19 protein-coding genes, 1 tRNA gene, 1 other RNA gene and 1 pseudogene are annotated in these 26582 nt (G+C 56.4%); 14 read left to right on the top strand and 8 right to left on the bottom strand.

All coding sequences use genetic code 11. The annotated features are described in order from the left end of the window. Nucleotides 1-792, top strand: a complete 792-nt coding sequence (locus tag Q0M74_RS02395) for an ABC transporter ATP-binding protein (protein WP_293951432.1) — start codon at nt 1-3, stop codon at nt 790-792. Between the two features lie 106 nt (nt 793-898). Here the strand turns inward: Q0M74_RS02395 and Q0M74_RS02390 are convergent. Next, nucleotides 899-1252 (bottom strand): annotated as a pseudogene (locus Q0M74_RS02390) (NAD(P)(+) transhydrogenase (Re/Si-specific) subunit beta); the annotation flags it as partial. 521 nt (nt 1253-1773) lie between these two features. Next, nucleotides 1774-4542: a pyruvate dehydrogenase (acetyl-transferring), homodimeric type gene (aceE, locus tag Q0M74_RS02385; protein ID WP_293951430.1), complete on the bottom strand. Its 2769-nt coding sequence runs from the start codon at nt 4540-4542 to the stop codon at nt 1774-1776. A 750-nt stretch (nt 4543-5292) separates the two neighbouring features. On the opposite strand from aceE, the gene Q0M74_RS02380 reads away from it, so the two are divergent. Further along, nucleotides 5293-5727 carry a DUF3052 domain-containing protein gene (locus Q0M74_RS02380; RefSeq protein WP_293951428.1) on the top strand — a complete coding sequence of 145 codons (435 nt, stop codon included), beginning with the start codon at nt 5293-5295 and terminating at the stop codon, nt 5725-5727. A 108-nt stretch (nt 5728-5835) separates the two neighbouring features. Continuing rightward, a tRNA-Val gene (locus Q0M74_RS02375) sits at nt 5836-5908 on the top strand. A 250-nt stretch (nt 5909-6158) separates the two neighbouring features. Here the strand turns inward: Q0M74_RS02375 and Q0M74_RS02370 are convergent. The 3 genes from Q0M74_RS02370 to Q0M74_RS02360 all read right to left on the bottom strand — a co-directional run bounded on the left by Q0M74_RS02370 (nt 6159) and on the right by Q0M74_RS02360 (nt 8449). Further along, complete coding sequence (locus Q0M74_RS02370; RefSeq protein WP_293951459.1) at nt 6159-7085, bottom strand: SURF1 family protein; 927 nt, start codon at nt 7083-7085, stop codon at nt 6159-6161. A gap of 208 nt (nt 7086-7293) precedes the next feature. Continuing rightward, nucleotides 7294-7794 (bottom strand): low molecular weight protein-tyrosine-phosphatase, encoded by a 501-nt coding sequence (locus Q0M74_RS02365; RefSeq protein ID WP_293951426.1) that lies wholly within the window; start codon nt 7792-7794, stop codon nt 7294-7296. Next, nucleotides 7781-8449, bottom strand: a complete 669-nt coding sequence (locus tag Q0M74_RS02360) for an HAD hydrolase-like protein (protein ID WP_293951424.1) — start codon at nt 8447-8449, stop codon at nt 7781-7783. Before Q0M74_RS02360 ends, Q0M74_RS02365 begins: the two co-directional genes overlap by 14 nt. Before the next feature lie 25 nt (nt 8450-8474). Between Q0M74_RS02360 and cobC the strand changes: the two genes are divergently transcribed. The 6 genes from cobC to Q0M74_RS02330 all read left to right on the top strand — a co-directional run bounded on the left by cobC (nt 8475) and on the right by Q0M74_RS02330 (nt 15261). Then, complete coding sequence (cobC, locus tag Q0M74_RS02355; RefSeq protein ID WP_293951457.1) at nt 8475-9617, top strand: Rv2231c family pyridoxal phosphate-dependent protein CobC; 1143 nt, start codon at nt 8475-8477, stop codon at nt 9615-9617. Continuing rightward, nucleotides 9610-10761 (top strand): Nif3-like dinuclear metal center hexameric protein, encoded by a 1152-nt coding sequence (locus tag Q0M74_RS02350; protein ID WP_293951422.1) that lies wholly within the window; start codon nt 9610-9612, stop codon nt 10759-10761. Before cobC ends, Q0M74_RS02350 begins: the two co-directional genes overlap by 8 nt. A 397-nt stretch (nt 10762-11158) precedes the next feature. Then, nucleotides 11159-11875, top strand: coding sequence for a zinc ribbon domain-containing protein (locus tag Q0M74_RS02345; RefSeq protein ID WP_293951420.1), 717 nt, complete (start codon nt 11159-11161; stop codon nt 11873-11875). A 239-nt stretch (nt 11876-12114) separates the two neighbouring features. Continuing rightward, nucleotides 12115-13314, top strand: coding sequence for a bifunctional RNase H/acid phosphatase (locus Q0M74_RS02340; RefSeq protein ID WP_293951418.1), 1200 nt, complete (start codon nt 12115-12117; stop codon nt 13312-13314). A 62-nt stretch (nt 13315-13376) separates the two neighbouring features. Further along, an RNA gene (rnpB, locus tag Q0M74_RS02335) (RNase P RNA component class A) lies at nt 13377-13812 on the top strand. 39 nt (nt 13813-13851) lie between these two features. Further along, the gene (locus Q0M74_RS02330; RefSeq protein WP_293951416.1) at nt 13852-15261 is read left to right on the top strand and encodes an RNB domain-containing ribonuclease; all 1410 of its coding nucleotides are present in this window, start codon (nt 13852-13854) and stop codon (nt 15259-15261) included. Between the two features lie 8 nt (nt 15262-15269). Here the strand turns inward: Q0M74_RS02330 and Q0M74_RS02325 are convergent, their stop codons facing one another. Then, nucleotides 15270-16583 (bottom strand): galactokinase family protein, encoded by a 1314-nt coding sequence (locus Q0M74_RS02325; protein WP_293951414.1) that lies wholly within the window; start codon nt 16581-16583, stop codon nt 15270-15272. A 155-nt stretch (nt 16584-16738) separates the two neighbouring features. Here Q0M74_RS02325 and Q0M74_RS02320 point away from each other — a divergent pair, with 155 nt between their 5' ends. Continuing rightward, nucleotides 16739-16927: an SPOR domain-containing protein gene (locus tag Q0M74_RS02320; RefSeq protein ID WP_293951412.1), complete on the top strand. Its 189-nt coding sequence runs from the start codon at nt 16739-16741 to the stop codon at nt 16925-16927. A gap of 165 nt (nt 16928-17092) precedes the next feature. Here Q0M74_RS02320 and Q0M74_RS02315 read toward each other — a convergent pair whose 3' ends face one another. Then, complete coding sequence (locus Q0M74_RS02315) at nt 17093-18988, bottom strand: CYTH and CHAD domain-containing protein (protein WP_293951410.1); 1896 nt, start codon at nt 18986-18988, stop codon at nt 17093-17095. A gap of 94 nt (nt 18989-19082) precedes the next feature. Then, nucleotides 19083-20288, bottom strand: coding sequence for a DUF2786 domain-containing protein (locus tag Q0M74_RS02310; protein WP_293951408.1), 1206 nt, complete (start codon nt 20286-20288; stop codon nt 19083-19085). Between the two features lie 197 nt (nt 20289-20485). Here Q0M74_RS02310 and glnA point away from each other — a divergent pair, with 197 nt between their 5' ends. The 4 genes from glnA to Q0M74_RS02290 all read left to right on the top strand — a co-directional run bounded on the left by glnA (nt 20486) and on the right by Q0M74_RS02290 (nt 26499). Beyond that, a complete protein-coding gene (gene glnA, locus Q0M74_RS02305) occupies nt 20486-21826 on the top strand; it encodes a type I glutamate--ammonia ligase (protein ID WP_293951406.1) in 1341 nt (446 codons plus the stop codon). Nucleotides 21827-21861: 35 nt separating this feature from the next. Then, nucleotides 21862-24999, top strand: coding sequence for a bifunctional [glutamine synthetase] adenylyltransferase/[glutamine synthetase]-adenylyl-L-tyrosine phosphorylase (locus Q0M74_RS02300; RefSeq protein WP_293951404.1), 3138 nt, complete (start codon nt 21862-21864; stop codon nt 24997-24999). Between the two features lie 128 nt (nt 25000-25127). Continuing rightward, the gene (locus Q0M74_RS02295) at nt 25128-25793 is read left to right on the top strand and encodes a heme oxygenase (biliverdin-producing) (RefSeq protein WP_293951456.1); all 666 of its coding nucleotides are present in this window, start codon (nt 25128-25130) and stop codon (nt 25791-25793) included. Between the two features lie 184 nt (nt 25794-25977). Next, nucleotides 25978-26499, top strand: coding sequence for a hypothetical protein (locus tag Q0M74_RS02290; protein ID WP_293951402.1), 522 nt, complete (start codon nt 25978-25980; stop codon nt 26497-26499). The last annotated feature ends 83 nt before the right edge of the window (nt 26500-26582 follow it).

The raw sequence follows: 26582 nt of genomic DNA, 5'->3' as shown, positions 1-26582 counted from the left end.
ATGTTGACGATCTCCAACATCAACAAGACCTTCTTCCCCGGAACAGTCAATGAGCGTAAGGCACTCAACGGGCTCAACCTGGAGATGAAAAAGGGTGATTTTGTCACCGTCATCGGCTCCAACGGCGCAGGTAAATCCACACTCCTCAACGCCATCTCCGGCCGTTTGATCATGGATTCTGGAAATATCAGCATCGCGGGCACCACCGTGAATCGGATGCCGGAGCATCGTAGAGCCCGTTATGTGGGACGTGTCTTCCAAGACCCTCTGGCGGGCACCGCCCCGAACCTCAGCATTGAGGAGAACCTCTCCCTGGCTCTCCTGCGAGGTAAGAAGCGTGGACTGGGTTCGGCACTGACCTCCAGACGCAGGGAACTGTATAAGCAGGAGCTAGCCAAATTGGAGCTCGGTCTGGAAAACCGTCTCACCGCCAAGGTGGGACTGCTTTCCGGTGGACAGCGCCAGGCACTGTCTCTGCTCATGGCGGGTTACACCCAGCCCAAGATCATGCTCCTTGATGAGCACACCGCAGCCCTGGATCCCCAGCGTGCAGAACTGGTCACCACCCTGACCCAGAAGATCGTGGCAGATGGTGGACTGACCACGTTGATGGTCACCCACAACATGGAACAGGCCATCCGCCTGGGCAATCGTCTGATCATGATGCATGAAGGTCAGATCATGTACGAGGCCAGCGAGGAAACCAAGCAGAAGCTCACTGTCCGGGATCTTCTCGGGGAGTTCGCCAAGATCAAGGGAGCCACGCTCTCTGACAAGGCCATGCTTGGTTAACGCTTGACTAAAGCTCCAGCTGCACCTGGTGCACACGGCAAAGACTGCCACCACACTTTGTCCCTTAACAAGTGTGGTGGCAGTCTTTTCACCGTCAAGCAGCGGGTTATAACGCGGAGCTGATCCGATCCATGGACTCCTTGGCATCACCGATCAGCATGTCGGTGTTCTCATTGAAGAACAGCAGGTTTTACACTCCGGCATAACCAGCACCCATGGAACGTTTGAACATGATCGCCTTGCATGCCTCTCAGACCTTGAGCACCGGCATGCCCACGATAGGGGGGGGGCCACGTTCATAAACAATCGGGCTGACGGTGTCATTGGCTCCGATGTCCAGGACCACATCGATATCGGCGAAGTCATCATTGACCTCATCCATCAGGATGTCATAGCTGACCTTGGCTTCCACCAGGAGCATATTCATATGGCCTGGCAGATGGCCCGCAACAGGGTGGAGTGCCCGGCCGCATCCTGGTCCGGTACTCCACCGGCGGGGTACCCAAGACCGTGATGATATCGCGGACTATTTCCATAGCTCCTCACTCACGATCTGGGCTTCAGCGGCTGCATAGAGCTCATCAGGATAGCAGGCGCGGGTACCCGCACCTGCTTCTACATCCAGGTCCTATCCGAGTGTGATCAGCTTGGACACCGTGTCCGGTGTTGCTGCCATAAGTACCTGCCCAGGATCTCTCTCCCGGGGTACACCAATGTGCACAGGGGACTCCTCCCAGGTTTTTTCCTCTGGCAAAACATCCCATGAGAAATTATTTGATGCTTCCAATGGCTATCGCTCAAGCATAACCTGTGATACGCCCTTTGCTTGTTGAGTGAGAGAAACAGAGGAAATCGTGAATATAGGCTCTGCGGTGGGATTTCTGAGACTGTCCTGTGTGCCTGGGGGAGTGGGGGCAGGAATGGGAAAACCCACGCAGATTGTGCGTGGGTTTTAAACCTCAATAGTCCAAACTTGAAGGATTACTCCTCCGGAGCATCCAGATCAGCGGAGACAGAGGTCGGATCAGAAAGCTTGAACTTCTCGGCAGCCTGTGCAGCTACTGAAGCGTCAATCTTGCCTTCACGTGCCAGTCCACGCAGAACTGCAACAACGATGGATTCAGCATCGATATTGAAGTGGCGGCGTGCAGCTGGACGGGTATCGGAGAATCCGAATCCATCGGCACCCAGGACGGTGTAGTCGCCTGGAACCCATTCGCGGATCTGGTTGGGCAGATCGGTGGCGAAGTCGGAGACTGCGACATAAGGGCCGGAGCCCTTCTTCAGCTGGGTGGTAACGAATGGCTCAGCCACGTCAGCACCTGGGTTGCGCAGTGCCTCGAGGTTGATACGGGCACCGTCGCGGGCCAGCTCAGTCCAGGAGGTGGCAGAGAAGACGTTGGCCTTGATGCCGTAGTGCTCAGCGAGAATGTCGCGGGCCTTGAGTGCCCACTGCATTCCCACACCGGAAGCCAGGATGGAGGCCTCGTGGCCTTCGCCCTCAGCCTTGGAGAAGAGGTAGATGCCCTTGTGCAGGCCTTCTACATCCAGATCCTCAGGCTCGGCTGGATGCGGGGTTGGCTCATTGTAAATGGTGATGTAGTAGATGACATTTTCACCATTACCAGGGCCGTACATGCGGTCGATTCCGCGGTGGACCAGGTGTGCAACCTCGTAACCGAAGGCCGGGTCGTAGGACTCCACACCAGGGTTGGTGGACGCCAGGATCGGGGAGTGCCCATCCATGTGCTGGAGACCCTCACCGGTCAAGGTGGTGCGACCTGCGGTGGCACCCAGGAGGAAACCACGTGCCATCTGGTCGGCGGCAGCCCAAATGCTGTCACCGGTGCGCTGGAAACCGAACATCGAGTAGAAAATGTACAGCGGGATCATGGCCTTGCCATGGGTGGCATAGGAAGTACCGGCAGCAATGAAAGATGCCACGGAACCGGCCTCGTTGATGCCCTCGTGCAAGATCTGGCCATCGGTGGCCTCGCGGTAGGACAGCATGAGATCGTGATCCACCGGCACGTAGTTCTGACCGTGTGGGTTGTAGATCTTTAGAGTCGGGAACCAAGAGTCCAAGCCGAAGGTACGGGCTTCATCCGGGATGATCGGAACCAAGCGTTCTGCCAGGTTCTTGTCACGCATGAGTTCCTTGAAGGTACGAACTGTTGCCATGGTGGTGGCGATCTGCTGCTTGCCGGAGCCCTTGCGGACCGAGCGCAGCTTGTCCAGTGGTGGTACCTGCAGTGGCTCGTAGTTCTCACGGCGCTCAGGCAGGTATCCGCCCAGTGCCTTACGACGCTCCTTCATGTACTTGATCTCCGGTGCATCATCACCAGGGTGGTAGTACGGAGGCAGGTATGGATCCTTCTCCAGCTCCTCATCGGTGATGGGGAGGCCCTGCTTGTCGCGGAACTGCTTCAGATCATCAAGGGTCAGCTTCTTCATCTGGTGGGTCGCGTTACGACCCTCGAAGTTGTGGCCGAGGCCGTAACCCTTAATGGTGTGAGCCAGGATCACGGTTGGGCGATCCTTGTTCTCAAGTGCGCGCTGGTAGGCGGCATAGACCTTGCGGTAGTCGTGGCCACCGCGTGGGAGCTTCCAGATCTCCTCATCAGTCATGTCCTCAACAAGCTTCAGCGTGCGTGGATCGCGACCAAAGAAGTGCTCACGGACATAAGCGCCGTCATTGGCCTTGAAAGTCTGGTAGTCACCGTCAGAGGTGTCGTTCATGATCTCAACGAGAGCACCGTCCTGGTCCTTCTCCAGCAGTTCATCCCACTCGCGTCCCCAGATGACCTTGATGACGGACCAGCCGGCACCGCGGAAGAAGGATTCGAGCTCCTGGATGATCTTGGTGTTACCGCGAACAGGGCCGTCAAGGCGCTGCAGGTTGCAGTTGACCACAAAGGTGAGGTTATCCAGGTTGTTCAGTGCTGCCTGGTGGATCAGACCGCGTGACTCAGGCTCATCCATCTCGCCATCGCCGAGGAATGCCCAGACGTGCTGGTCAGAGGTGTCTTTGATGCCACGGTTGTGGAGGTAACGGTTGAAACGTGCCTGGTAGATGGCATCCATTGGGCCCAGGCCCATGGATACGGTTGGAAACTCCCAGAACTCAGGCATGCCGTGTGGGTGTGGGTAGGACGGAATTCCGCCCCCTTCAAGGGAGACTTCCTGACGGAAGGTATCCAGGTCCTCTTCGCTGAGGCGGCCTTCCATGAAGGCACGTGCGTACATGCCGGGGGAGGCGTGGCCCTGGAAGAAGATCTGGTCGCCGCCACCCGGGTGGTCCTTGCCGCGGAAGAAGTGGTTGAAGCCGACTTCATACAGTGGGGCTGCGCCGGCGTAGGTGGAGATGTGTCCGCCAACTCCGATGCCCGGGCGCTGTGCACGGTGAACCATGATGGCTGCGTTCCAGCGGATCCAGCGACGGTAGCGCTTTTCCATTTCCTCGTCACCAGGGAAGTCAGGTTCCATGGAAGTTGGAATCGTGTTGACATAATCCGTAGAGGTCATCGGCGGTAGAGGAACACGCTTTGCAGATGCACGCTCAAGCAGACGCAGCATCAGATAACGTGCACGCTCCGGTGACGTGTCCTCGAGGAGACCGTCGAGGGAATCCATCCACTCTTTGGTCTCCTCCGGGTCGGAGTCGTTCAAGTAGGATGCAACACCGTCACGGATCATCGCGAAATTGGTGTCATCCGTGGGCTTGCCACCAAGTTTTGTTTGATCGGCCATTTCCACACCTCCTGTTGGAATGTTTATTTCGTTTATGCGACCGGCGGACCGGCAACCGCCTCCACGTCACCACACGATCCCTTATATGACCGGGAAATCGTATTGAACTGCCGTCCCCGCCGGGGTACGGAGGGACTGTCAGAACACGTTGTGGAAATGAATTCATGCCATTCCACATGCTCAATTTGTTCAGGTGGATGTGGGCAGCGGTGTGCGCACAAGTTGACACAAGGATACGCACAAAAGCGCTTATGGTTTAACAAAGCCTTGCAGAACAGGCACTTTCTGCTGGGAGATGCACGGTTCTGTGATTGGTACCCGAGGAAACCTTTGGGTGTCCGTAATCACATTCCGGAAAGGGGGCGGGGTGAAAACGGTGTAGAACTGGCACGATCAGAAATCCCAATCCTGGGTATTTCCGGGGAGCGGAAAGGTGCCTGTGCCTAATGTGATGTTTCTCTCATGTTTGCTTTGGGGGCGAATTTAAATGAGGTCTGATGTTGCTTTGGGGTATCTACTCTCCAAGGGGATCATTCCTGGGGGTCAATATGTGTAGGTGGGATATCCGTCAAAAGGATATTCTTCAGGCATATGGGGGAGTGTTCAGAAATAATTCCCAGGAAATATGGGAACTTCCGGGGTTGGCGCGGTAATGTGCTTGGGGTAAACATCAATAGCCCTCAGGAGGTCGTTCCACGAGTGAACTGCCCCCTATCTATATGAGGGTCGAATCACAGGAGGAACATTACAGTGGCCGACGCTCCGGGCGCAGTCAAGCAAGGTGCCCAGGATTATGCTCAACTTCTCGGCATTGAATCGGGTCAGACCGTCCAGGAAATTGGGTGGGATGATGATTGTGATTCGCTGATCAGTGAATCTGTTGAAGAGTTCCTCGGTGAGGAGCTCCTCGACGAAGACACCGACGAGCTGTGTGATGTCGTGCTGCTCTGGTGGCGCGAAGATGATGGTGATCTTGTTGACGGACTTGTGGACGCCATCCGTTCACTTGCCGAAAATGGCCGTGTATGGCTGCTTTCTCCGGGAATTGGAAAGTCCGGTGCTCTTGCGCCGGGAGCCATCTCGGAATCAGCGCAACTCGCAGGACTTGTCCAGACCAAGGCGGAACGCCTCGGTGAATGGCAGGGTTCCTGCTTGGTCCAGCGCGGAACCAAGAAGGTCGTCTAGAACGCCCTAAAGTCGCAGGTCCAGTCCTGATTTTGGGCTTGCGTGGTGGTGTGTTAATATTTTCCTCGTTGCTTTCACAGATCGTCTAACGGTCTGGGAAACACGTGCGCGCCTTTAGCTCAGCTGGAAGAGCAGCTGGTTTACACCCAGCAGGTCGGCGGTTCGAGCCCGTCAGGGCGCACAGATATAGAAGCAGGCCACATGAAGTAATCAACTTCATGTGGCCTGCTTCTTCATTTCCATGGACAGTCATCATGGACACAGAGCTTCTCGGCGGAAGACTATCGGGCCACTCATGCCCACTGTGGAGGGGAGCTGAATATGAGGCCGAATATGACAGGGCCGTCTAGGATGAACATGGCACCGGCCCCCGGAAACAAGACTGCCAGCACCGCAGTTCTTACGGAGCTGGCAGTGATGTTGGATAAGCGTTAGAAGCGTTCCTCATGGTGTTTGGAGAAGTGCTTATAGTGATCTGGGTGCTGATCGCCATAACGGGAACGTCGGCGGTGCTGTGACACCGTAGAGCTCTCTCCAGCAAGTTGCGATGAAGCAACGGGTGCTGCTGCAACTTCCACGGGTTGTTCCTCAGGTGCAGTTTCTGCCTGGTTAGCCATCTCTGCACGTTCGTCTCTGTCGCGACGACGCTCACGCAGCTCAGCCCAGATGAAGTATCCCAGTCCCAGCGGTGCCATCACACCGAAGGCGATCCACTGGAATCCATAGGAGAGGTGGCTGCCGCGGTCCAGTTGGGGAATCGGCATGGCGTTGACCTCGCCTGGTTGATCCTCCAACAGCTGGACATAGTCCTCACCCAGTTCCAGGCCGGTTACCTCACCAACCTGATCAGTGTTGATACCGTAGACCTGCTGGTAACCACTGTCCTCGAGTGGTTGTTTATCAGGAAGGATCTCATTGCGTCGCGCCAGACCCACGATGGTCACCGGGGTGGATGGTGCAGGATCAATCTCCGGGACGATGGTGCCCTGAGAGACCATGAAGCCACGGTTGATCAGGACAACCCGGCCATCCTCAAGCTGGAATGGGGTGAGTGACTGGAATGCGGGAGTGGTCTCCACCGGTCGGAGACGCAGCAGTGCCTCATGATCTGGAAGGTATTGTCCGGTGAGGGAGACACGGAACCACTCGTTTTCCGGAGCGACACTGCCGTCTTCGTTGAACACCTCGGAGTAGGGGACGACGTCGCGGTCGTAGCCTTCCTGGATCTGAACATTGCGCTGAGTTATGTCCTCATCCTTGTTCAGCTGCCATGGTGCGAGCATGGTGAAGGCTGCATAGGAGAAGATGATGATGGACACTGCGGAGAGAAACCAACCGGGGGACAGGAAGGCCTTCAGGCCTTTACCCTTGGTTTTTGTCCCCGTCCGGTGCTTTTCTGCAGCAGCTGTTGAACCACCACCTGAATAGCGATTTCGCGTACTTCGGTCCCTGGTACTGTCACTGCGCCCAGAATCTGGGCTGGTCACCTTACTTTCCACACCTCACACCTTAGAACTAAATACTGTAAAGACCTAAGCGAAATTTCGAGAGAACACATGAGGATGCTTAATTCTCATTGGCGAAGTGCCCGGTGATCCACTCTATGAGACCTGGCATGGCATCTTCGATGTTCTGACGGGTCAGGGTGAAATCCTGATCAGTTCCATAGTAGGGATCAGCAACATCATCGTTGGGGTCAGAATTTGGATCAAAGGAGCGCATGAGCCGGATTTTGTCATTGGGGGCGCCGGTGGCGGCGAGCTCATGGGCATGGCCGGAATCCATTGCGATGAACAGATCGGCACGCATGTGTTCAGGGCCGAGCTGCGCTGCCCGGTGGATGGAACCGTCATAGTTGTGGTTGTGAAGCTCCGCGACGGCACGTTTGTCAGCCGGGTGGCCAACATGCCAGTCGCCCATGCCGCAGGAGGAGAAGTAGACATCATCGCCCAGTCCGGCTTCATCTGCCTTCTGACGTGCGATGACCTCAGCCATGGGGGAACGGCAGATATTTCCGGTGCAGACGAAAACGATTTCCAGCGGACGGTTGAGATTAGGTCCAGTCATGGATGATCCTCTCTAACTCTTCAGCAGTGGTCACAGTGTACTTAGCATGTGACCATTCCTCCGGAGTGCCGTATCCCCAGGTTACTGCGACACAGTCGACGCCAAATGCCGCGGCTCCTTCAATGTCATGCGAGCGGTCACCGATCATGAGGACATGATCCAAGTTGGGATCATTCTCGGTGAGATTGACGTTGTCGATCACATGGCGGATCACTGATGCCTTATCGCGGCGGGTGCCATCCTCTTGTGCTGCACCCATGAAATCGAGAAGGTCATACATTTCATATTTGCGAAGGGTCTTCTCAGCGAAGTATTCACCCTTGGAGGTGGCTGTGCAGATCCGGTAACCCTCATCCTTGAGACGGAGCAGCAGATTCCGCATGCCGGGGAATTCGGTGGAGTTCTCCCACCCGGTCTCGCCATAACGTTCCAGGTAGATCTGCAGTCCCTGTTGCGCAAGCTCAGGTGACATGCCCAGGCTCCGGAGGGTCTCCTCCATCGGAGGACCAGGCACCCGGTTGATGCGTTCCTCAGGAGGGATTTCCCACCCCAGGGTATTCAGGGTATGGAGAAAAGACTCCCTGATTCCGGGGAAGGAATCAATGAGTGTGCCGTCGAGGTCGAATAACAGTGTCTTCTTAGGTTGTGCAGTCACAGTTTCAAGAGTGCCAGAAAGTAGTATGGAACGCGTGACCAGTTCTTTTGATAGTGCCCAGCCGACAGATTCCGTGGATGGCCACGGTGACCAGGCAGCTGTTGAGGTAGACGTGGATTTTGCAGTCAACGCTCACGCGGATGCCCCGCCGCAGTGGTTGCGGGAGGTGGTGCGGTCGGGCGTCGATAAGCTCGGTTCCTATCCGAATGACCAGCTCCATGCTGAGGCAATCGCAGCCATCGCCGCCCGGCATGGTGTTGATCCTGCACAGGTGTTGCTGCTCAACGGTGCGACAGAAGGGTTTTCCCTGTTGCCGAAGTTGCGGCCCGCATGGCCGGTGATGGTCCATCCCGGTGTCATGGTTGCTGAGACCTGCCTGGAGGAATCCGGCATCGACGTGGATCGCGTAGTCCTGCAGAAGCCTTTCACCCTGGATAAAGCCATGGACAAACTCAGTTTTGGTGGGGTTCATGAGGAGGCTGACCTGGTGGTCATCGGCAATCCCACCAACCCCACGGGCAAGATCTACTCAGTTGAGGAACTCTCCCGATTGGCGGAGCCATGGCGGTATCTGATGGTGGATGAGGCCTTTCTCACTGCTGGCGATGAGGTCTCCATGATCAGCCGTGTGGGTGAACTGCCCGGGTTGATCGTGCTGCGAAGCCTCTCCCAGACATGGTCGCTGTCCGGTCTGCGGTGTGGCTACCTTATTTCCGATGTCGGGACCGTGGCACTCCTGTCCCGTGGCCGTGCACCCTGGCCGCTGGGAACCCTGCAATTGCTCGCCATCAAGGCAGTGATGGGCACCGGTGACAGGAGAGAAACAGAACTACCGGCAATCTCAGCTGCACTGGAGAACAACCGCGCGAGCATGACCACAGAGCTGGAGGCTGCCGATTTCACCGTCTATCCCTCCCACGCCCCCTATCTGTTGGTGGAACCTCCGGTGGCAGGTGCAGGGGAGGAGAAACCCGCTGCTGCGGAACGTCTCCGTCTGGGGCTAGCAGCCCGTGGGATTGCGGTGCGCAGATGTGACACCTTCCCTGGACTAGACTTGGGATTCTGGCGCCTGGCAGTGCGCACACCCTCAGAGGTTGCCGTGCTGCTACACGCCATGGACGAATTGAACAACACCGACAGCGACCAAGAGGGAACAACACGTGAGTGAACTGACCGTTGGCCACATTCGACACATCATGGAGGAGGCCTACCCGCCGGCCCTTGCTGAAAGCTGGGACAAGGTTGGCCTGATCTGTGGAGATCCGGATGCCCCGGTACACAAGGTGGCGCTGGCCCTTGACTGCACCCAGGACGTAGCGGACCGCGCCGTGGAACTTGGGGTGGACATGCTGATCATCCACCATCCCTTACTCCTGCGTGGTGTCACCTCGGTGGCTGCCGATGAACCCAAGGGACGCGTCCTCCACACCCTGATTCGGGGTGGAGTGGCGCTATTTTCTGCGCACACCAATGCAGACTCCGCCCGGCCAGGTGTCAATGATAAACTCGCAGAACTCGTTGGTATCACCTCTGGTCGTCCCATCGCACCACGCTTTTTGGATGGCCTGGATAAATGGGGCGTGCAGGTCCTGGAGAAGGACGCCCACCAGGTGAAAAGAGCCCTTTTTGAGGCAGGCGCCGGTGAAGTCGGTGACTACCAGGAATGCACCTTCGAAGTCATGGGCACCGGCCAGTTCCGACCCACAGATGATGCCAACCCCACTGAAGGCGAAGTGGATGAACTCTACCGCGATGCCGAACTGCGGGTGGAATTCGTCGCCCCACGCCGACTACGCGGCAAGCTGACCACAACACTGCGAGAAGCCCACCCCTATGAGGAACCCGCTTTCGACATTGTGGAACTCCAGGCCACAGGTCCTTTGGACACCGCCTATGGCCTGGGCCGTGTAGGCACACTGCCGGAACCGATGCGTCTGGCTGACTTTGTTCAGCAGGTAGCCGACCGACTACCAGCCACTGAATGGGGAGTCCGTGCCACCGGTGACCCGGAACAGCTGGTATCCACCGTGGCGGTATCCTCCGGCTCTGGCGACAGCTTCCTCAACGAGGTGATCAAACTCGGTGTGGACGTCTACGTCACCTCTGATCTCCGCCACCACCCAGTGGATGAATATCTCCGTGCCGGTGGCCCCGCCGTGGTGGATACCGCCCACTGGGCCAGCGAATTCCCGTGGACTACCCAGGTCCAGGAGATCCTCGGGCAGAAGGCTCCTGCACTGTCGGTTGAAATCCTCAACATCCGCACCGATCCCTGGACAATGGCAGCAAAACCCGCAACTGCTGAGCAATAGCGGACCCTGCGGACGGGATTCCTTCCCCTGCGGTGCTAGCCACGCCAACACCGGCAGAAAACACCCGGCGTTCTGGAAAAGTGTCTGCCTGAACAGGGAGAAACCGAGCAGACTACCAAGACCACGGCTACGCCACATAGACTTAAAACAACTGTCAGCACACGCTGCGTCACCCCTCTATCGCGCCGGGTAAGCCCACCAGGGGTGCAGCACCCCTCCTGCAGCAGCTGCCGTCAGTTTCTCAGCAGGAAGCACAGACCTGGTGTGGGGAGATGCGATGAGACAACTGATGGTGCTACGCCGCAGGTACCACCCAGCAGACGCTACGCAACAGGCGCCACATAATGGGCGTTACACCATAAAGACAATCACTCAAACAGTCATCTAGGAGCACCACATGAAACTCGATAAAGCACAGCAGAAGACCCTTCTCGAGCTGGCCACCGCTGAACGTTCCCTCGCCGTGGGTGGGGACAAGATCTCCCCAGAGCAGGAAGCACTGGACAAGGCTGTTGCTGAACAGATCCGCCTGCGTGACGCCGCATCAGCCGCACAGATGGTTGTGGACGATATGGAAAATGAAATCCTGCGCATCCAGTCGGATGAGCGCAAGCTGCGCCGCCGTAAGAAGGACAGTCAGGATTCCCTCGGTGCAGAAACTGATGAGGAGCGTCGCCGCGACCTCAACCATGATCTCTACACCGCAAAGTCCCGCATCGCAGACCTGATGAGTGAACTCCAGGAAGCACACAACGAGATCCACGCACTACGCAACAACCGTGACCTCTCACAGTCCCGCGTCCAAGATGCAGAACGCAAGGTTGCCGACGCACGTGAGGCACTGGAGGCATCAGCCGCCACCGCAGCTGAGGTGGAAGACCCACGTGAGAAGGTTGCTCGCCTGAAGGAGCAGCTACCCGCTGGGGCACTCGCTGAATATGAAGCACAGCGAGATGAAAACGGTGTGGGTGCGGCCCGGTACAACGGCCGTTCCTGTGGTGGTTGCGCGATGGTTCTGCCTGCCGGCCTGCTCTCTGATATCCGCAATGCTCCAGCCAATGAACTTCCACAGTGCCCGGAGTGCGGTTCCTACCTCATCCGCGATGTGTCATAAGAACCTCTACTAACACCCGGCATATGCCCTTCGGGTAACTTCTGTCATGGTGCTGACCACACAGGTGGGGGTTGCACCATGCCCACCGACAGCGGTGGCGACGGCCCGTATGGCAGACAGGGGGGGGCAGCTGCAGACAGGATCACTGCCTGCAGGCAGTGGGGGAACTGGTGCGCACTGATGATCTTTAGCGGATCACAGGTGCCCTATCTACAACTTTTAAGGGAACTGATTTCTCAATGAAGCTCATTATTGAAGCCGACGGTGGCTCACGCGGAAACCCTGGAGTGGCCGGTTCCGGCACCGTGGTTTATTCCGATAAGAAGGAAAAGATCTTCAAGGAGATCGCCTACGTTGTGGGCACCAGGTCAACCAATAACGTTGCTGAATACCGGGGCCTGATTGAAGGCCTACGTGCAGCTCGTGAACTCGGGGCCACCGAGGTCGAGGTGTTCATGGACTCTAAGCTGGTGGTGGAGCAGATGTCCGGGCGCTGGAAGATCAAGCACCCGGATATGAAGGTGATGGCGATCGAGGCCCGCGATCTGGCCTCTGGGATCGGGAAAGTTACCTATACCTGGATTCCCCGTGAGAAGAACAAGGTTGCTGACCACCTGTCGAATGTGGCCATGGATGCAGCTGCCGCGGGAAAGCCCATCGGCCCGATTGATGATGGCACCCCTGTGGTCACTGACATCAAGGCTGCTGCGCAGGCCGCAGGCATCGTCGTAGACCCAGCAGATTCAGCCGGTGCTTCTGGAGCTGCAACGGGGGATCTCAACTGTCAGAAGACCAAGCCCTCCAATTGGAATGGTGCCACCACCGACCCCACCAGGTTCCTCCTGCTGCGTCATGGGCAGACCGCGATGTCTGCGAAACGCCAGTACTCAGGAAGGTCCAACCCTGAGCTGTCAGAACTGGGTGTGCGCCAGGCAGCGGCTGCAGCTGAGAAGCTAGCAGCGCGGGGTGGTATTGATGCCATCGTGAGTTCGCCTCTCACCCGCTGTGTGCAGACTGCTGAAGCAGCAGCACAGCAGATGGGCATGGAAGTCCGGATTGTTGATGATCTCATCGAAGCTGACTTTGGTCTGTGGGATGGTAAGACTTTCAGCGAAGCCCGGGAGACTGATCCGGAACTACATGAAAAGTGGTTGGCTGATAGTTCTGTGGCACCTCCGGGAGGAGAATCACTCCAGCAGGTGAGCCGACGGGTGAAGAAAGCCCGCGAACTCCTGCAGAAGGACTATGGGGCAGCGAATGTGCTGGTGGTCAGCCATGTCACCCCGATCAAGGCGATTCTCCGTCAAGCACTGGATGCCAGCCCGGCTTTCTTCAAAAAGACCCACCTGGATCTGGCATCACTGTCGATTGCTGAGTTCTATGAGGATGGACCAACCTGCATGCGCCTTTTCAATGACACCTCGCATTTGGACGGCTAGAAAATCCTGTATCCCCGGTTATCAGGATCATGTCCTGCAGGGGTAGAGTGATTCCTTGCGAATGAGTCGGTCAAGGTGATCGCGTCCAATGAACCAGATGCCCTCTGCGGTATCGAAGCATTGGCCGAGGAAAGTCTGGACTCCACAGAGCATGGTGGTTGTTAACGGCAACCCGGAGTGATCCGCGGGAAAGTGCAACAGAGAGTAGACCGCCATCGATCCTCGTGGTCGACGGTAAGGGTGAAAGGGTGCGGTAAGAGCGCACCGGCAGGCCAGGTGACTGGTCTGGCCAGGTAAACCCCACCGGGAGCAAGGCATGAGGATGCATCTGAAAAGGTGTGTCTGTGCAGGCGTTAAAGGCTGCTCGCCTAGTCTGCAGGTAGCTGCTGGAGGCAGTCAGCAATGACTGTCCGAGATGGATGTTCACCGCCCTTTGATGGCGTGGCTTCGGCTGTGGTTTGAAGGGAACAGAATCCGGCTTATGTACCGGCTCATTCGCCCTGCACATATTTTTATGATGTGGAACAATTGGACCGCATGAAGCTTTATGCTGCAGCCCTAGATTTTGATCCCGTGGCGCATGAGTTCAACGTGCCACGGGATTTTCCCACCCAGCTGCATGAGGAAGCAGCCAGCGCACAAGATCTTTATTCAGATCAACGGGAAGATCTCCGTGAGATCCCCTTCGTCACGATCGATCCGGTCGGATCCCGTGACCTTGATCAGGCCGTGTACATAGAAAAAACCACGGCTGGTTTCCGGGTGCACTATGCGATTGCTGATGTTGCCGCCTTCATCGCTCCGGGCAGCGCACTGGAGCAAGCCTCGATTGAGCGGGGCCAGACCATTTACCTGCCGGATTTCCCGGCGCGTCTGCACCCTGAGGAACTCTCGGAAGGCGCTGGAAGTTTGTTGCAGGGTGAGGACCGGCCGGCGGTTGTCTGGTCCATTGATCTTGATGAACTCGGGGAGGTCAGTGGTTTCCATGTGCGTCGTGCGCTGGTGAATTCCCGCGCCCGTCTGGACTATGACCAGGCACAGCAGGATCTGGATAATGGATTATTGCACTCTTCCATTGAACATCTGCCCACAGTAGGTAGGTTGCGTCAGGAGAGTGCGCTTCGGCGTGAGGCGATTAATCTCTCCATTCCGAGCCAACGGGTGGTGCGTGTTGCTGATGAAGCGGCAGGGGAACATTATGAGATCATTATCGAACCCCGTCATCCGATCATGGATTATAATTCTGAGATTTCTCTGCTCACCGGGATGGTTGCCGGCAACATGATGGTTGATGCAGGTCACGGTATTCTGCGCACCCTGTCACCTGCGACGCGGGAATCGGAAGCGACCTTTCGTTTTGAGGCCAAGGCGCTGGGATATGAGCTGTCTGAGGAACAGCCCATCGGGGAGTTTCTCCAGACGATTGATCCCAATGTACCCACCGGGATGGCGGTGCAGCGTGAAGCACAGAAACTTCTCCGTGGATCCGGATACATGAGCATTGAGGCTGTGGATCCGGAGGTGCACAACGGGGTGGGTGGATACTATTCCCATGTCACTGCGCCGTTGCGTAGGCTGGTGGACCGGTTTGCCACGGAATATTGCCTGGCCATCGCCGGTGGGTACGAGGTGCCGGATTGGGTGAAGACAGTCCAAGATGAGGTGTTGGAGTCAATGAAGAGGACCTCAGCTCTGGCTGGTCAGGTAGATAATGCTTGTCTTGATCTCACAGAGGCTACGGTATTACGTCCCTGGGTGGGACAGAATTTCAATGGGGTGGCGTTATCCAGTGATGAGGAGAAGGCCACGGCACGGTTGTTCATCATGGATCCCCCGGTTTTCGCCAGGGGACTGGGGGCGCCGAAGGCGGGGACCAGGCAAGAATTCACCCTGATCACTGCGGATCCGGTGAACCGCGCCGTGCAGTTTGCCTGGCCCGCAGACTAACCTGCGGACTAGAAATATTTCTGGGCGATGTCGCCATGGCCGAGTGGGATCACCAGGAGACCGTCATCAGCAAGATCGGCTGAGAAATTGGGGGCCTTCGGGGCGTCGATAAGCGTGATGACCCCGTGGGTGATGCCGGCGCTGGCACTGCGTGCTGACAGTGCACCGCGGTTCATGCAGAGACCCGCTACGGCCTCATCGGTGGTGGGAATGCCATACATACAGATCATATCGCGTTGTGAGGCCTCAATGAGAGTGGCGATATCCTGCTGACGGCGTGCACGCAGCGCGCTTGCTAGTTGCTGTGCACGGAGGGTTTCCTGTTCCCAGAAGGTCAGCCAGTTGCGTGCCTGTTCAACCGTGGGCAGATCTCTTCGACCGGTGACCTCCCGTGCAGCCTGCAGCCATTCGACTACACGGACCGTGGCATCAGGCAACAGTCGTAGTGATTCCACGCTGAAGGAACGGGTTGCCTCATCGATGAAGTTTCTCCGGCGGCGGGTCTCATCGGGGTTATTGTCCGTGGTTGGCGTCATGGGAGCCATGACTGCGAAGGCGCTCAAACCACCTGACCTGCTCACCGGGTGCGGTGCCTGGGTGACGGAACCATCAGAGTAATCCACCACGGAAATAACCTCATGGCCACCGCGTAAGGCCACGGTATGCCGTGCACGCACCGGTGGAATCCCAGCGAAGGTATCGGCAGCCTGCGAGCAGATCTCAGCTAGACGTGTTCGCACTGGAGGGTCGTTGGATTCCTCGGTGAAAAGAGCCAGGGCGGTGGCAACATCAATGGCTGCTGCTTCCCCCAGCCCAACCTTGGCGGGAATAGTGGAGACCACCGTGATATCCAGACCACAGGTGTCACGTGAGAGCATCTGGCGGTGGATCATCGTCCACGCCACCCCACCCAGGCGCGCGGCAACCCCACCCTCCGGTGCTGGAACCTGGATGAGACGGCCGTGGGCATCAACCGTGGCCTGCTGCACCGCAGCTCGCTCAGCCACTTCCTCCACCGGGATTGACTGCTTATCGATGCCACCCTCAGCCCCGCTCACCGTGGTCACATTGATCACGGCAGCAGCATTGGCACTGACTGTCACGGCCACCGACCACTGTGCAAGTGAAGCCAGCACCACACCACCACTGTGATCTGTGTGCTCACCCAGCAGTGACCATGTGGCAGGGGCTGTGGCACCGCCGGTTGCCTCTATGGAGTAGAAAATCTGGTGGTAGGTGCGACAAGTGTCGAGCAGCCCTTCGGGGGTCATCTCAACAGTGGTGCCTGTTGGATCAGTGAATAGTGGCTGCCAGATGGGCATGTGGGCGCGAGCCTCCCTGCAGTAGATAAAGGTAGTGGACAGATCCACTCTAGCTGGTGGGCCCTGCATTCCCGCCTGCGGGGACCTGAGGTACGGTCCGCGCCACTATAGTGGGGCGCATTCACCCGAATCCCGTTTTTGATAAGGAGCAGGACATGGCTGACAGCGATATGAAGTGGTTCTACGACCTTTCCACCGGAGAGGTTTCCCAGGGCAAGACCACCGGGTTTGAAACCAGGATGGGGCCCTATGACACAGAGGCTGCAGCACGCCACGCGCTGGAGATTGTGAAGGCACGCAATGATGTTGCCGATGATTGGGATGATGAACCTGAGGAGGACTAAACCCACGGCAATGACGACTGGATGAAAGGGGAGCGTGGGTTGGCTCCCCTCTGACCAGTCCTGTCGACCTTAGGTCTGCCCACAGCTTCCCAGATCCAGGGAGGGCAGGGGACCACCCGGATGAACTCTCCGAAACTAAGGGGCGTTCATCGAAGAGGGGGAAGACTATTTCTTCTTTTTCTTATTGGATTTCTTGTCCTTCTTCTTGAATGATGATGAGGTCGCGCCGGCAGCCTCGAGTTTGTCATAGGCTGCAGCAACCGCATGATAGGCATCGCTGTAGCCCTCGAGATAGGTACGCGACAGGGTCTGCTCCAGTTGGTAGAGCACACCGTAGGCGAAGTTGTCCTTACCTTTACGGTGAGCCAGCTGTGCTCGACGCAACAGTTCATCTCGGGAGGTCACGGCGTCCTGGAAATCGCCGAGGACTGACTGAAGCCTGCTGCAGGCCTTATATAGTTTCTTGGTTTTCACCGGGGTGGCTTCACCCACAGCCTCTGCGTTGTAGCGGAGCTTCTTGATGGATTTCCGAACGTTGTGGAAGTTTTCTTCCCGCTCATGGACCGGGATCTCCTGATCATCCCACTCCCGGATGGCCTTCTTATGCAGTTTCACGGCCTTGGCGTGTGTCTTGTCCAGGTGTTTGAGCAGTACCTCGACTGCGTCCACCTTGTCCTTAGCTTTGTCCTTCACCGGGGCACCAGTGTCATCACCGTGGATTTCAGCAGTCTCAGAGTCTACTGAATCATCTTCCTGGTCGGCTTCGTGGCCTTCTTCTGAGATAACCTCAGTAACATTCTGTGCTGAAGCTTCGACCGCATCAGGTGTGTCAACCAGTTCTGCAGATACCTCTGAAACAAGGGTGTCAGTTTCCTCCCTATGATCAATTTGCTCAACCACCTCAGACTCAGGAGACTGCTGTAGTTCTTCATTATTCTCAAAGGGGTGCTGGTCCATCAGTGGAGGATTGACCAGAAGGTCTTCCAGCGACTGCAGCAGCAGGGAATAGCGATCACTGTCCAGGGCTGCCACTACACGAACATGTTCGCGTACATAGTCACCACCTAAATCATTGAGAAGCTCCTGCTTGGTCTCCTCATCGATGACGTGCCCGACCTCCGTGGCAAGCAGATTGGTTAGTCGTTCCTCAATGACCTCAGCATCGCGGGCCCGGCCGAGGACGGTGGCTAAAAGTTTCAGTTCCTTCTCAATCTGGAGGTAAGCATCGCCACCGAGGATCCCCTCAAAGGTCTGCATATGACTGCGGAGCTCACGGGTGGCCACCCGCATCTGGTGAACGGAATCCCATTCATCAGCACGCACCTTCGGATCGTATTCAATGATTTTATCGGCATTGGCCTCAATGGCTGCCAACACCGCGCGTGCTGGATCACCCTTTGGCAGCCTGGCCTTTTTTGGTGGCACCGGTGCGTAATTGATGGAATCTCCGAGGGCACTGACCAGTTTTGAGGGACTGGCTGAGACAAAGGCCCCCGCACTGGTCAATTGTGTTGTTGCAGACTGGAGTAGGTCCCAGCCGGCCTCCTGAGTACTGATGTGTTCTGACAACTCGAATTCCCATTCACGCCATTGCTGGCGGACCCCGCCAGGCAGGTGGGACACCGTTGACACATGATCATCGCAGAACTCACCGACGGTATCGCCAAGATCATTGCTGAGATAAGACACATGGCGTTCATTGTCCACCTGGGCTATCGGCTGCAGGGAACGGCCACGCAGTAGTGCGCGTACATGCCCCAGAACCGTGGTGGGCGGAGTATCCTCGCCTGCTCCCGGGGCATCCAGGGCACCATGGATTTCAGTACGTCCGAAGGCGCCCGGGAACTTGATGTGCCAGCCGGCATCATTACCTCCGGTGCGGCGACGTAGCGTGATCCGGGCTCGGGTGAGTCGGAGGTCATCGGTATCGAAATAGACTGCTGATAAGTGGTGGACCTCAGAACCGTTGATTCCTGTCACACCGTGAATCTCTGTGAGATCAGGAATGGTGGTGGACTGACTAACTGAGAACTTTGCTTCCACCTCAACGTGCTTATTCATGTTCGATACCCTTTTCCTCACTGTTGTCGTTGGTACCCCTGCCACCAGGGAACCTGCCTTTGAAGCCGACCCAGTGGCATATTGGTGCTTCTACCTAATGGTACGTCGGAAAGTCACCACCGGCGTTGCCACCAGTGAGTTGTCTCTGGCCGAACAGACCAGAGGAATCCCCACTGAAGTGAGACTTGCTGGCTGCCTCACGACCATCATGAAAACCCAACAGATTATTGGCACTGATGGACATGGCACGGGTATTGGGAAAGACAGAATTCATGGTTCCACGGGCACATTGCAACCTTTTCTCCAACACTAAAATCACAGCATCAGGAGCAGAGGGAGCTGAGTTTTCCAGGTTATCCATGACATTTTGGGCTGCTCTTTTGAGCAGGACCCCCACCTGACTTGCATAGGCAACCATGAAGCTGCGGCGATAGCTGGATGTCTGGTTCTGCTCCTGCGCGGTTTTCGCCCCGGCAGATGTCTGCATGAAATATCCACGTTGTCGGTTGAGACTGGTGAACAGATCACTGACATGTTCCACATCATCAGTGCTGCCGAAAACGGTGGCTATGCCTGATTTGGTCAACAACGCCGTGGTGCAGGAATTGGCATGGGCGATGGTCCCGAGCAGTCTCATCTGATAATTCACCCAGGGGGCATGCAGCCTGATCCGGTGTGACACAACAGTACCGGAGTCGGAACTTCCGGAATAGGACCCTGTCAGGAGGTCTTCAATACGGTACTGCTGACGAAGTGATTCAGCCTTCTCCACTAAAGCTTCCGCCTCTTTTTCAAAGGTGGTGGATTCCGCTTTCTTCAAAAGAGACAGGATCCGGTCATGAGCCTTGCGTTGTGTAGGGGAGAGAAGCCGCAGATAGTCATCGTCATGAAGCTGAATGCGGTCCAACAACCTCCAGTCCTTCAACGGAGGAAGCAGCGGAAGCCGTCTCACGATCTTCTCCAAAGACGACACACTGATTGCCCGTAGGTTGCCCGGATAGGTTTCAGCAAACCAATAATCAAGCAGCTCATCAGGGACAGCACAAGTAACCGTGGATAGGGCATGGAAGAGCAGGGGGTCGATCTGGCAGGTGAACTCATGACGGAGATCAGCTGGAGTCCAACCAGTTTTCGCACATTCAGTCAGCCAGAACACCCCCAGATCAACCAGTGTTTGATGATAAGTGTCTTCGGCTTGTTTCCGCTGAGCCTCATGTGTCTCAGCAGAAGTTGAGTCAGGATGCGAAGAGTGATCCGTAGAAGATCGGGAAGCAGATGGGTTGGAGGTATGAGCAGACATGGTGAATTCCTTTTATTAGCATTGGTGTTCTAAAACGGTCTATTTGAGATTCAATCACTCGCCCCGGACATCATCACCCCTACGCGCTCATCGCACCCTTCCTGACCTCTGCTTTTGTCATTATTTTCTACCCCCTCCATCACGCCTGAACAGTGATTTGTCCAGGCTATGTCCGTACCCTGCGTAAATTGGTGAGCATGAACAGCCAACAGGAATTCGTCCTCAGCACCATTGAGGAGCGTGACATCAAGTTCGTCCGACTGTGGTTTACCGATATCCTCGGTCAGCTCAAATCAGTCGTAGTAGCCCCTGCAGAACTAGAATCAGCATTTGAAGAGGGCATTGGCTTTGATGGCTCAGCCATTGAAGGCTATGCCCGCATCTCTGAAGCAGACACCATTGCACGCCCGGATCCCTCGACCTTCCAGATCCTCCCCCTAGAGGCAGAAACCTCCCGCCTCCAGGCAGCCCGCATGTTTTGTGATGTCTCCATGCCTGATGGACAACCAAGCTTCTCAGACCCCCGCCAGGTATTACGGCGACAGGTTCAGCTGGCAGCAGATGAGGGATTTACCTGCATGATCTCTCCCGAGATCGAATTCTTCCTCGTACAGAACCTGCGAACCAACGGCCAACCACCCGTACCCACTGACAATGGCGGGTACTTTGACCAGGCCACCTTCAACGAAGCACCGAACTTTCGACGCAACGCCATGCTGGCACTGGAAGAAATGGGAATTCCAGTGGAGTTCTCCCACCATGAAACCGCGCCGGGACAACAGGAAATCGACCTGCGTCACGCCGATGCCTTAACCATGGCAGATAACGTCATGACCTTCAGATACATCATGAAGCAGGTTGCCTGGGACCAGGGTGTGGCAGCGACCTTCATGCCCAAACCTTTTGCTGATCATGCAGGCTCTGCCATTCACACCCACATGTCTTTGTTTGAAGGCGACACCAACGCCTTCCACGATCCTGACGATGAATACCAGCTCTCAAAGACAGCAAAACAATTCATCGCGGGAATTCTCCGACACGCCCCTGAGTTCTCAGCGGTGACCAATCAGTGGGTGAACTCCTATAAGCGGATCGTCTATGGCAATGAGGCTCCAACTGCTGCAACCTGGGGTATGTCCAACCGTTCTGCTCTGGTTCGTGTTCCCACCTATAGGTTGAACAAGGCTGAATCACGCCGCGTGGAGATCCGTAGCCCTGACTCCGCATGTAACCCCTACCTCGCCTTTTCCGTTCTTCTGGGCGCTGGCCTCAAAGGCATCAAAGAGGGCTATGAGCTGGATGATCCTGCAGAGGATGACATTTCTACCCTGACCCTGCGTGAACGTCGTGCGATGGGGTATGACGATCTTCCGAGCAGCCTGGATCAGGCACTTCGACAGATGGAGCATTCCGATCTGGTGGCAGACATTCTTGGCGAGCGTGTCTTTGAATTCTTCCTTCGGAACAAGTGGCAGGAATGGCGTGATTATCAGGCACAGATCACTCCGTGGGAACTGCGTTCCAACCTCGACTATTAAGCCTGGGATTCAAGCAGAAAGGGGGAGACGTCCCTGTGACTGACCCGTTGATCAATGAACGCAAGATGGTGGGTTTTGTTCGTGACCCACTGCCTACGGTCGGGGCATTGTCCCTGAAATCTAAAAATGCCAGGGCAGACCTGGAGTGGCTGGGATGGCGCAACATCGATTCTCTCCCGTTACTGTGGGCATTATCTGGTTCCGGTGATCCGGATGTAGCGCTCAATCACCTGGTCAGGTTGTATCAGGCGCTGGAAGAAGAGTCCCCACAGGCGCGGGATGAGATTGACCAACGGCTCCGTAGCGATGAGGCCTTCCGGGTGCGGTTGATCGCACTTCTTGGTGGCTCATCAGCTATCGGTGATCATCTTGTGGCCAACCCCGAACAGTGGGTGTTGCTGTGCAAGGATGCTCCCACCCGCGAAGAGATGTTTGCGGAGATGCTTGCGTCAGTGGAGGCAACTCCAGCTGAACTTGCCATCGAGGATAATCCGGAGACCACCAATTCAGCATCTGCTGCCCTCACCACACCGGGGACCTATCGTGCAGGCATCACCGGTCCGGATGCGGAACGCTTCCTGCGATGGACATATCGTACGATCATGATGCGGTTGGCTGCCCTGGACCTATCCGGGACCTATCCCAATGATGCTCGTCGAAAAGGGCAGCCCCGGGTTGATTTTTCCACTGCAGCTCGCAGACTCAGTGACTTGGCAGACGCAGCTTTGACCGCAGCTCTGTCTGTTGCTGTCGCAGGAGTTTATGCTGACAGGCCCGTGGATGCCCGACTGTCCGTGATGGCCATGGGTAAATGTGGTGCTCAGGAACTCAACTACATTTCTGATGTTGATGTTGTTTTCGCCGCCGAGCCGGCTCATGCCAAGGCGACACGTCTGGCAGCAGAATTCATCCGCATCGGTTGTAACAGCTTCTTCGAGGTTGATGCGGCCCTACGTCCTGAAGGCAAGAGTGGTGCGCTGGTCCGCACCTTGGACTCGCATGCGGCCTATTACAGACGATGGGCAGAGACCTGGGAATTTCAGGCACTGCTTAAAGCACGTCCCATGACCGGCGACATGGCTCTGGGCAAGGACTATATTGACCGGCTGGGACCAATGGTCTGGGAAGCCAGCCAACGAGATTCCTTCGTCGATGATATTCAGGCAATGCGTCGCAGAGTCTTGGAAAACGTGCCCGAAGACCTGCGGGACCGGGAACTCAAACTCGGACGCGGTGGGCTGCGTGATGTGGAGTTCGCCGTCCAGCTTCTGCAGATGGTGCATGGGCGCTATGACGAATCGCTCCGGGTGCGTTCCACAGTTGAGGCGTTGCATGTTCTGGTGGACCAGGGATATGTGGGACGTGAAGATGGGCAGAACCTCATTGAGTCCTATGAATTCCTGCGATTGCTTGAGCACCGTCTTCAGCTGGAACGGGTGAAGCGAACACACACCATGCCCAAGCGCGATGACCGGATGAATATGCGCTGGTTGGCACGTGCGTCCGGGTTCACCGGATCAGGTGAGCGGAGTTCAGCCAAAGCAATGGAGCATCACCTGCGCCGGGTCAAACTGCAGATCCAGTCTCTGCACAGTCAGCTGTTCTACCGACCACTGTTGAATTCTGTGGTCAACCTCAGCGTTGACACCATCAAGCTTTCACCTGAGGCGGCAAAGCTCCAGCTGGGTGCACTCGGTTATCAGCATGCAGTACGGGCATATGAGCACCTCACGGCTTTGGCCTCCGGGGGAAGCCGCAAGGCGAAAATCCAGGCCATGCTGCTGCCCACGCTCATGGAATGGCTGTCCCAGACAGCTGATCCAGATGCAGGCCTGCTGAATTATCGTAAACTTTCCGATGCCGCCTATGACCGCAGTTGGTTCCTGCGGATGCTGCGTGATGAAGGAGTTGTTGGACAACGACTGATGCGGATTTTAGGTAATTCTCCCTTCACTTCAGCGTTGATCATTTCTACACCAGATTTCGTAAAACAGCTGGGGGATGGTGCCACTGGCCCGAAACTCCTGGAAACCGCACCTGACCGTGTGAGCAAGGCACTCCAGGCTACGGTGTCAAGGCATAAAGATCCTGATCGGGCGATCTTTGCCGCACGCTCCCTGCGCCGGCAGGAACTGGCCAGAATCGCCTCAGCAGACCTTCTCAATATGCTCAGCGTGCAGGAAGTGTGTCGCAGCCTGTCTCTTGTATGGAATGCCGTACTCCATGCTGCCCTGGATGCGGAGATCCGTGGAGCGGTTAATGATCCACTAAAACCAGACCACCCACTGGCAAAGATCTCTGTGATCGGAATGGGAAGGCTCGGTGGTGCTGAACTGGGATATGGATCAGATGCTGATGTCATGTTTGTTGCTGAACCAGTTCCAGGAGTGGAGGAAAATGAGGCGATAGCCTGGGCTATCAGCATCTGTGACTCAATGCGTTCCCGGCTGGCTAAGCCTTCTGGTGACCCTCCCCTGGAAGTAGATCTGGGGCTACGCCCGGAGGGACGTTCTGGCACGATTGTCCGGACAGTGGGGTCTTATGTGAACTACTACGAGAAGTGGGGAGAGACCTGGGAGATCCAGGCACTACTGCGCGCCGCCTGGGTGGCAGGCGATAAAGAACTTGGTATCCGATTCTTGGAGGCGATCGATAGGTTCCGCTATCCAGATACCGGGGCCACTGAAGCACAGATCCGTGAAGTGCGTCGCATGAAGGCACGGGTAGATAATGAGCGACTTCCACGTGGTGCAGATAGAAATACCCATACAAAACTGGGTAGGGGAGCGCTGACTGACATCGAGTGGACAGTGCAGCTGCTGACCATGCTCCATGCCCATGAGTATCCAGAGCTGCACAATACGTCAACCCTTGAAGTTCTCGATGTAGTTGAGGAAAAAGCCATCATCAACCCCCTCCAAGCGCAGACCTTGCGTGATGCCTGGTTGACAGCAACGGCAGCACGTAATGCCTTGGTACTGGTCAAAGGCAAACGATCGGATCAGTTGCCGCCACCCGGGCCTCAACTGGCGCAGGTCGCAGGAGCATCCGGATGGGAGCCTACGGAATATCAGGAGTATCTGGACTATTACCTCAAGATCACTCGCAAGAGCCGACAGGTGGTAGATGAGGTTTTCTGGGGCCTGGATTCGGTAGAACACCGCGGGGAATAGGTATGGTACGTAATCAAACTAACGGAGGATGGATAGGTAAAGGTAACCTAAGTAGCGTGGTTGGTGATTGTAGGGATGTCGGCGTGACAGCCTCAGATATCCGAAGCTTCAACAAAAGGACGATCACCATGACCATGCCCCTGAGCAACAGCACTGACACCATAATGTCCCAACCCTTGTCTGAGGCGCTGAGAGAACATACCGCCAAGGCACATGAGGATGCAGAGCACTCCACCTTCATACATCAGCTACTGAAGGGGGAACTGGATACCACTGCCTTCATCCACCTCCAGGAGCAGTCGTGGTTCTTCTACACCGCATTGGAGGAAGCCGCTCGTTCATGCGCCCCGGATCCCCGCTCCCAGGAACTGCTTGACCCACGCCTGGAGCGTAGGAAAGCATTGGTACATGACCTGGATGCACTCCATGGCAACAGCACCTGGCGCCAGCATATTCAACCGACCGCAGCTACGGCCAACTACGTCCAGAGACTCATGGAGATTGCTGCCACCAGGGACTTTCCCCGCGTGCTCGCCCATCACTATGTCCGTTACCTCGGTGATCTCTCAGGGGGCCAGATCATCGCCAGGATGATGGGGGACCACTATGACATCAGCCCTGATGCGCTGTCCTTCTACCGTTTTGAGGCCCTGGGCAAGATCAAGCCATATAAGGACGGTTACCGAGCCGCACTTGATGCTCTCAACCTGACTGCACAGGAGCGGGACACACTTCTTACTGAGGCACACGAGGCTTTTATCTATAACCAGAATGTCTTCAACTCTCTCGGATAGAAGACCCTGCCACCAGGTGAGAAAGGGCTCAGGGCACGATTACCTCTCAAAGATGCGCACCCCCGGACAAGTGTCAGGGAGTACCCTGATCTTTTCCCTTAAGTGGTTTACACGCTGCACCACCCGCCGTACGCTCGGAAGTGAAACAGCAGCTCACTCTACTTTCAGGGATAGGGATCCACACATGGCTATCAAACTCACAGTTGACCTTTCCGATGCCACCTTCGCCGAGATGGCCGCCGTCATCGGCTACGCCCACCAACTGGGTGTTGACCCAGATGAGAAACTCACCTTCGAGGGAACAGTGCTCACGATCGAATTCGATGCAGACCTCCAGCATGATGATCTGTTCATGAACCTGGGCGAGGGACTCGATGACGATGACATCGAAGTCTCCGGCGATGACCCGCTCTATGTGGAGGACCTTCTCAGCGACGAGGAGATGGGTGACCTCGGTGCAGAAGAGGAGTATCGCGCCCGCCATCCCCGCAGGGATAATCCCACCGCTGATGACGTGATCAATGATATCGGTGAGGCCGTCAACAAAATCGTCACAGGCTTCATGGGCGGCAGAAACGGCCGTAACGGGCGCGGCTATGGTGACTTCGGTGGTTTCGGAGGAGGCTTCCCCGGCGCTGCAGGCCCCTTCGGACCTTTCGGCCCCTTCGGACCACGTGGCCCCCGCAACCCCCGCGACCGCTACTAGGCTTTCCTCCAGTCCGGCACATCTGACCACTGCTGTCAGGCGTGCCGGGCTGTGGTTTTAGCAGGGGTAAGCGATGCTTATAG

This window comes from uncultured Corynebacterium sp., from assembly GCF_945649885.1.
GTDB lineage: Bacteria > Actinomycetota > Actinomycetes > Mycobacteriales > Mycobacteriaceae > Corynebacterium.
The sequence above is the reverse complement of the archived record's forward strand: the minus strand, read 5'-3'. Positions and strand labels throughout refer to the sequence as shown.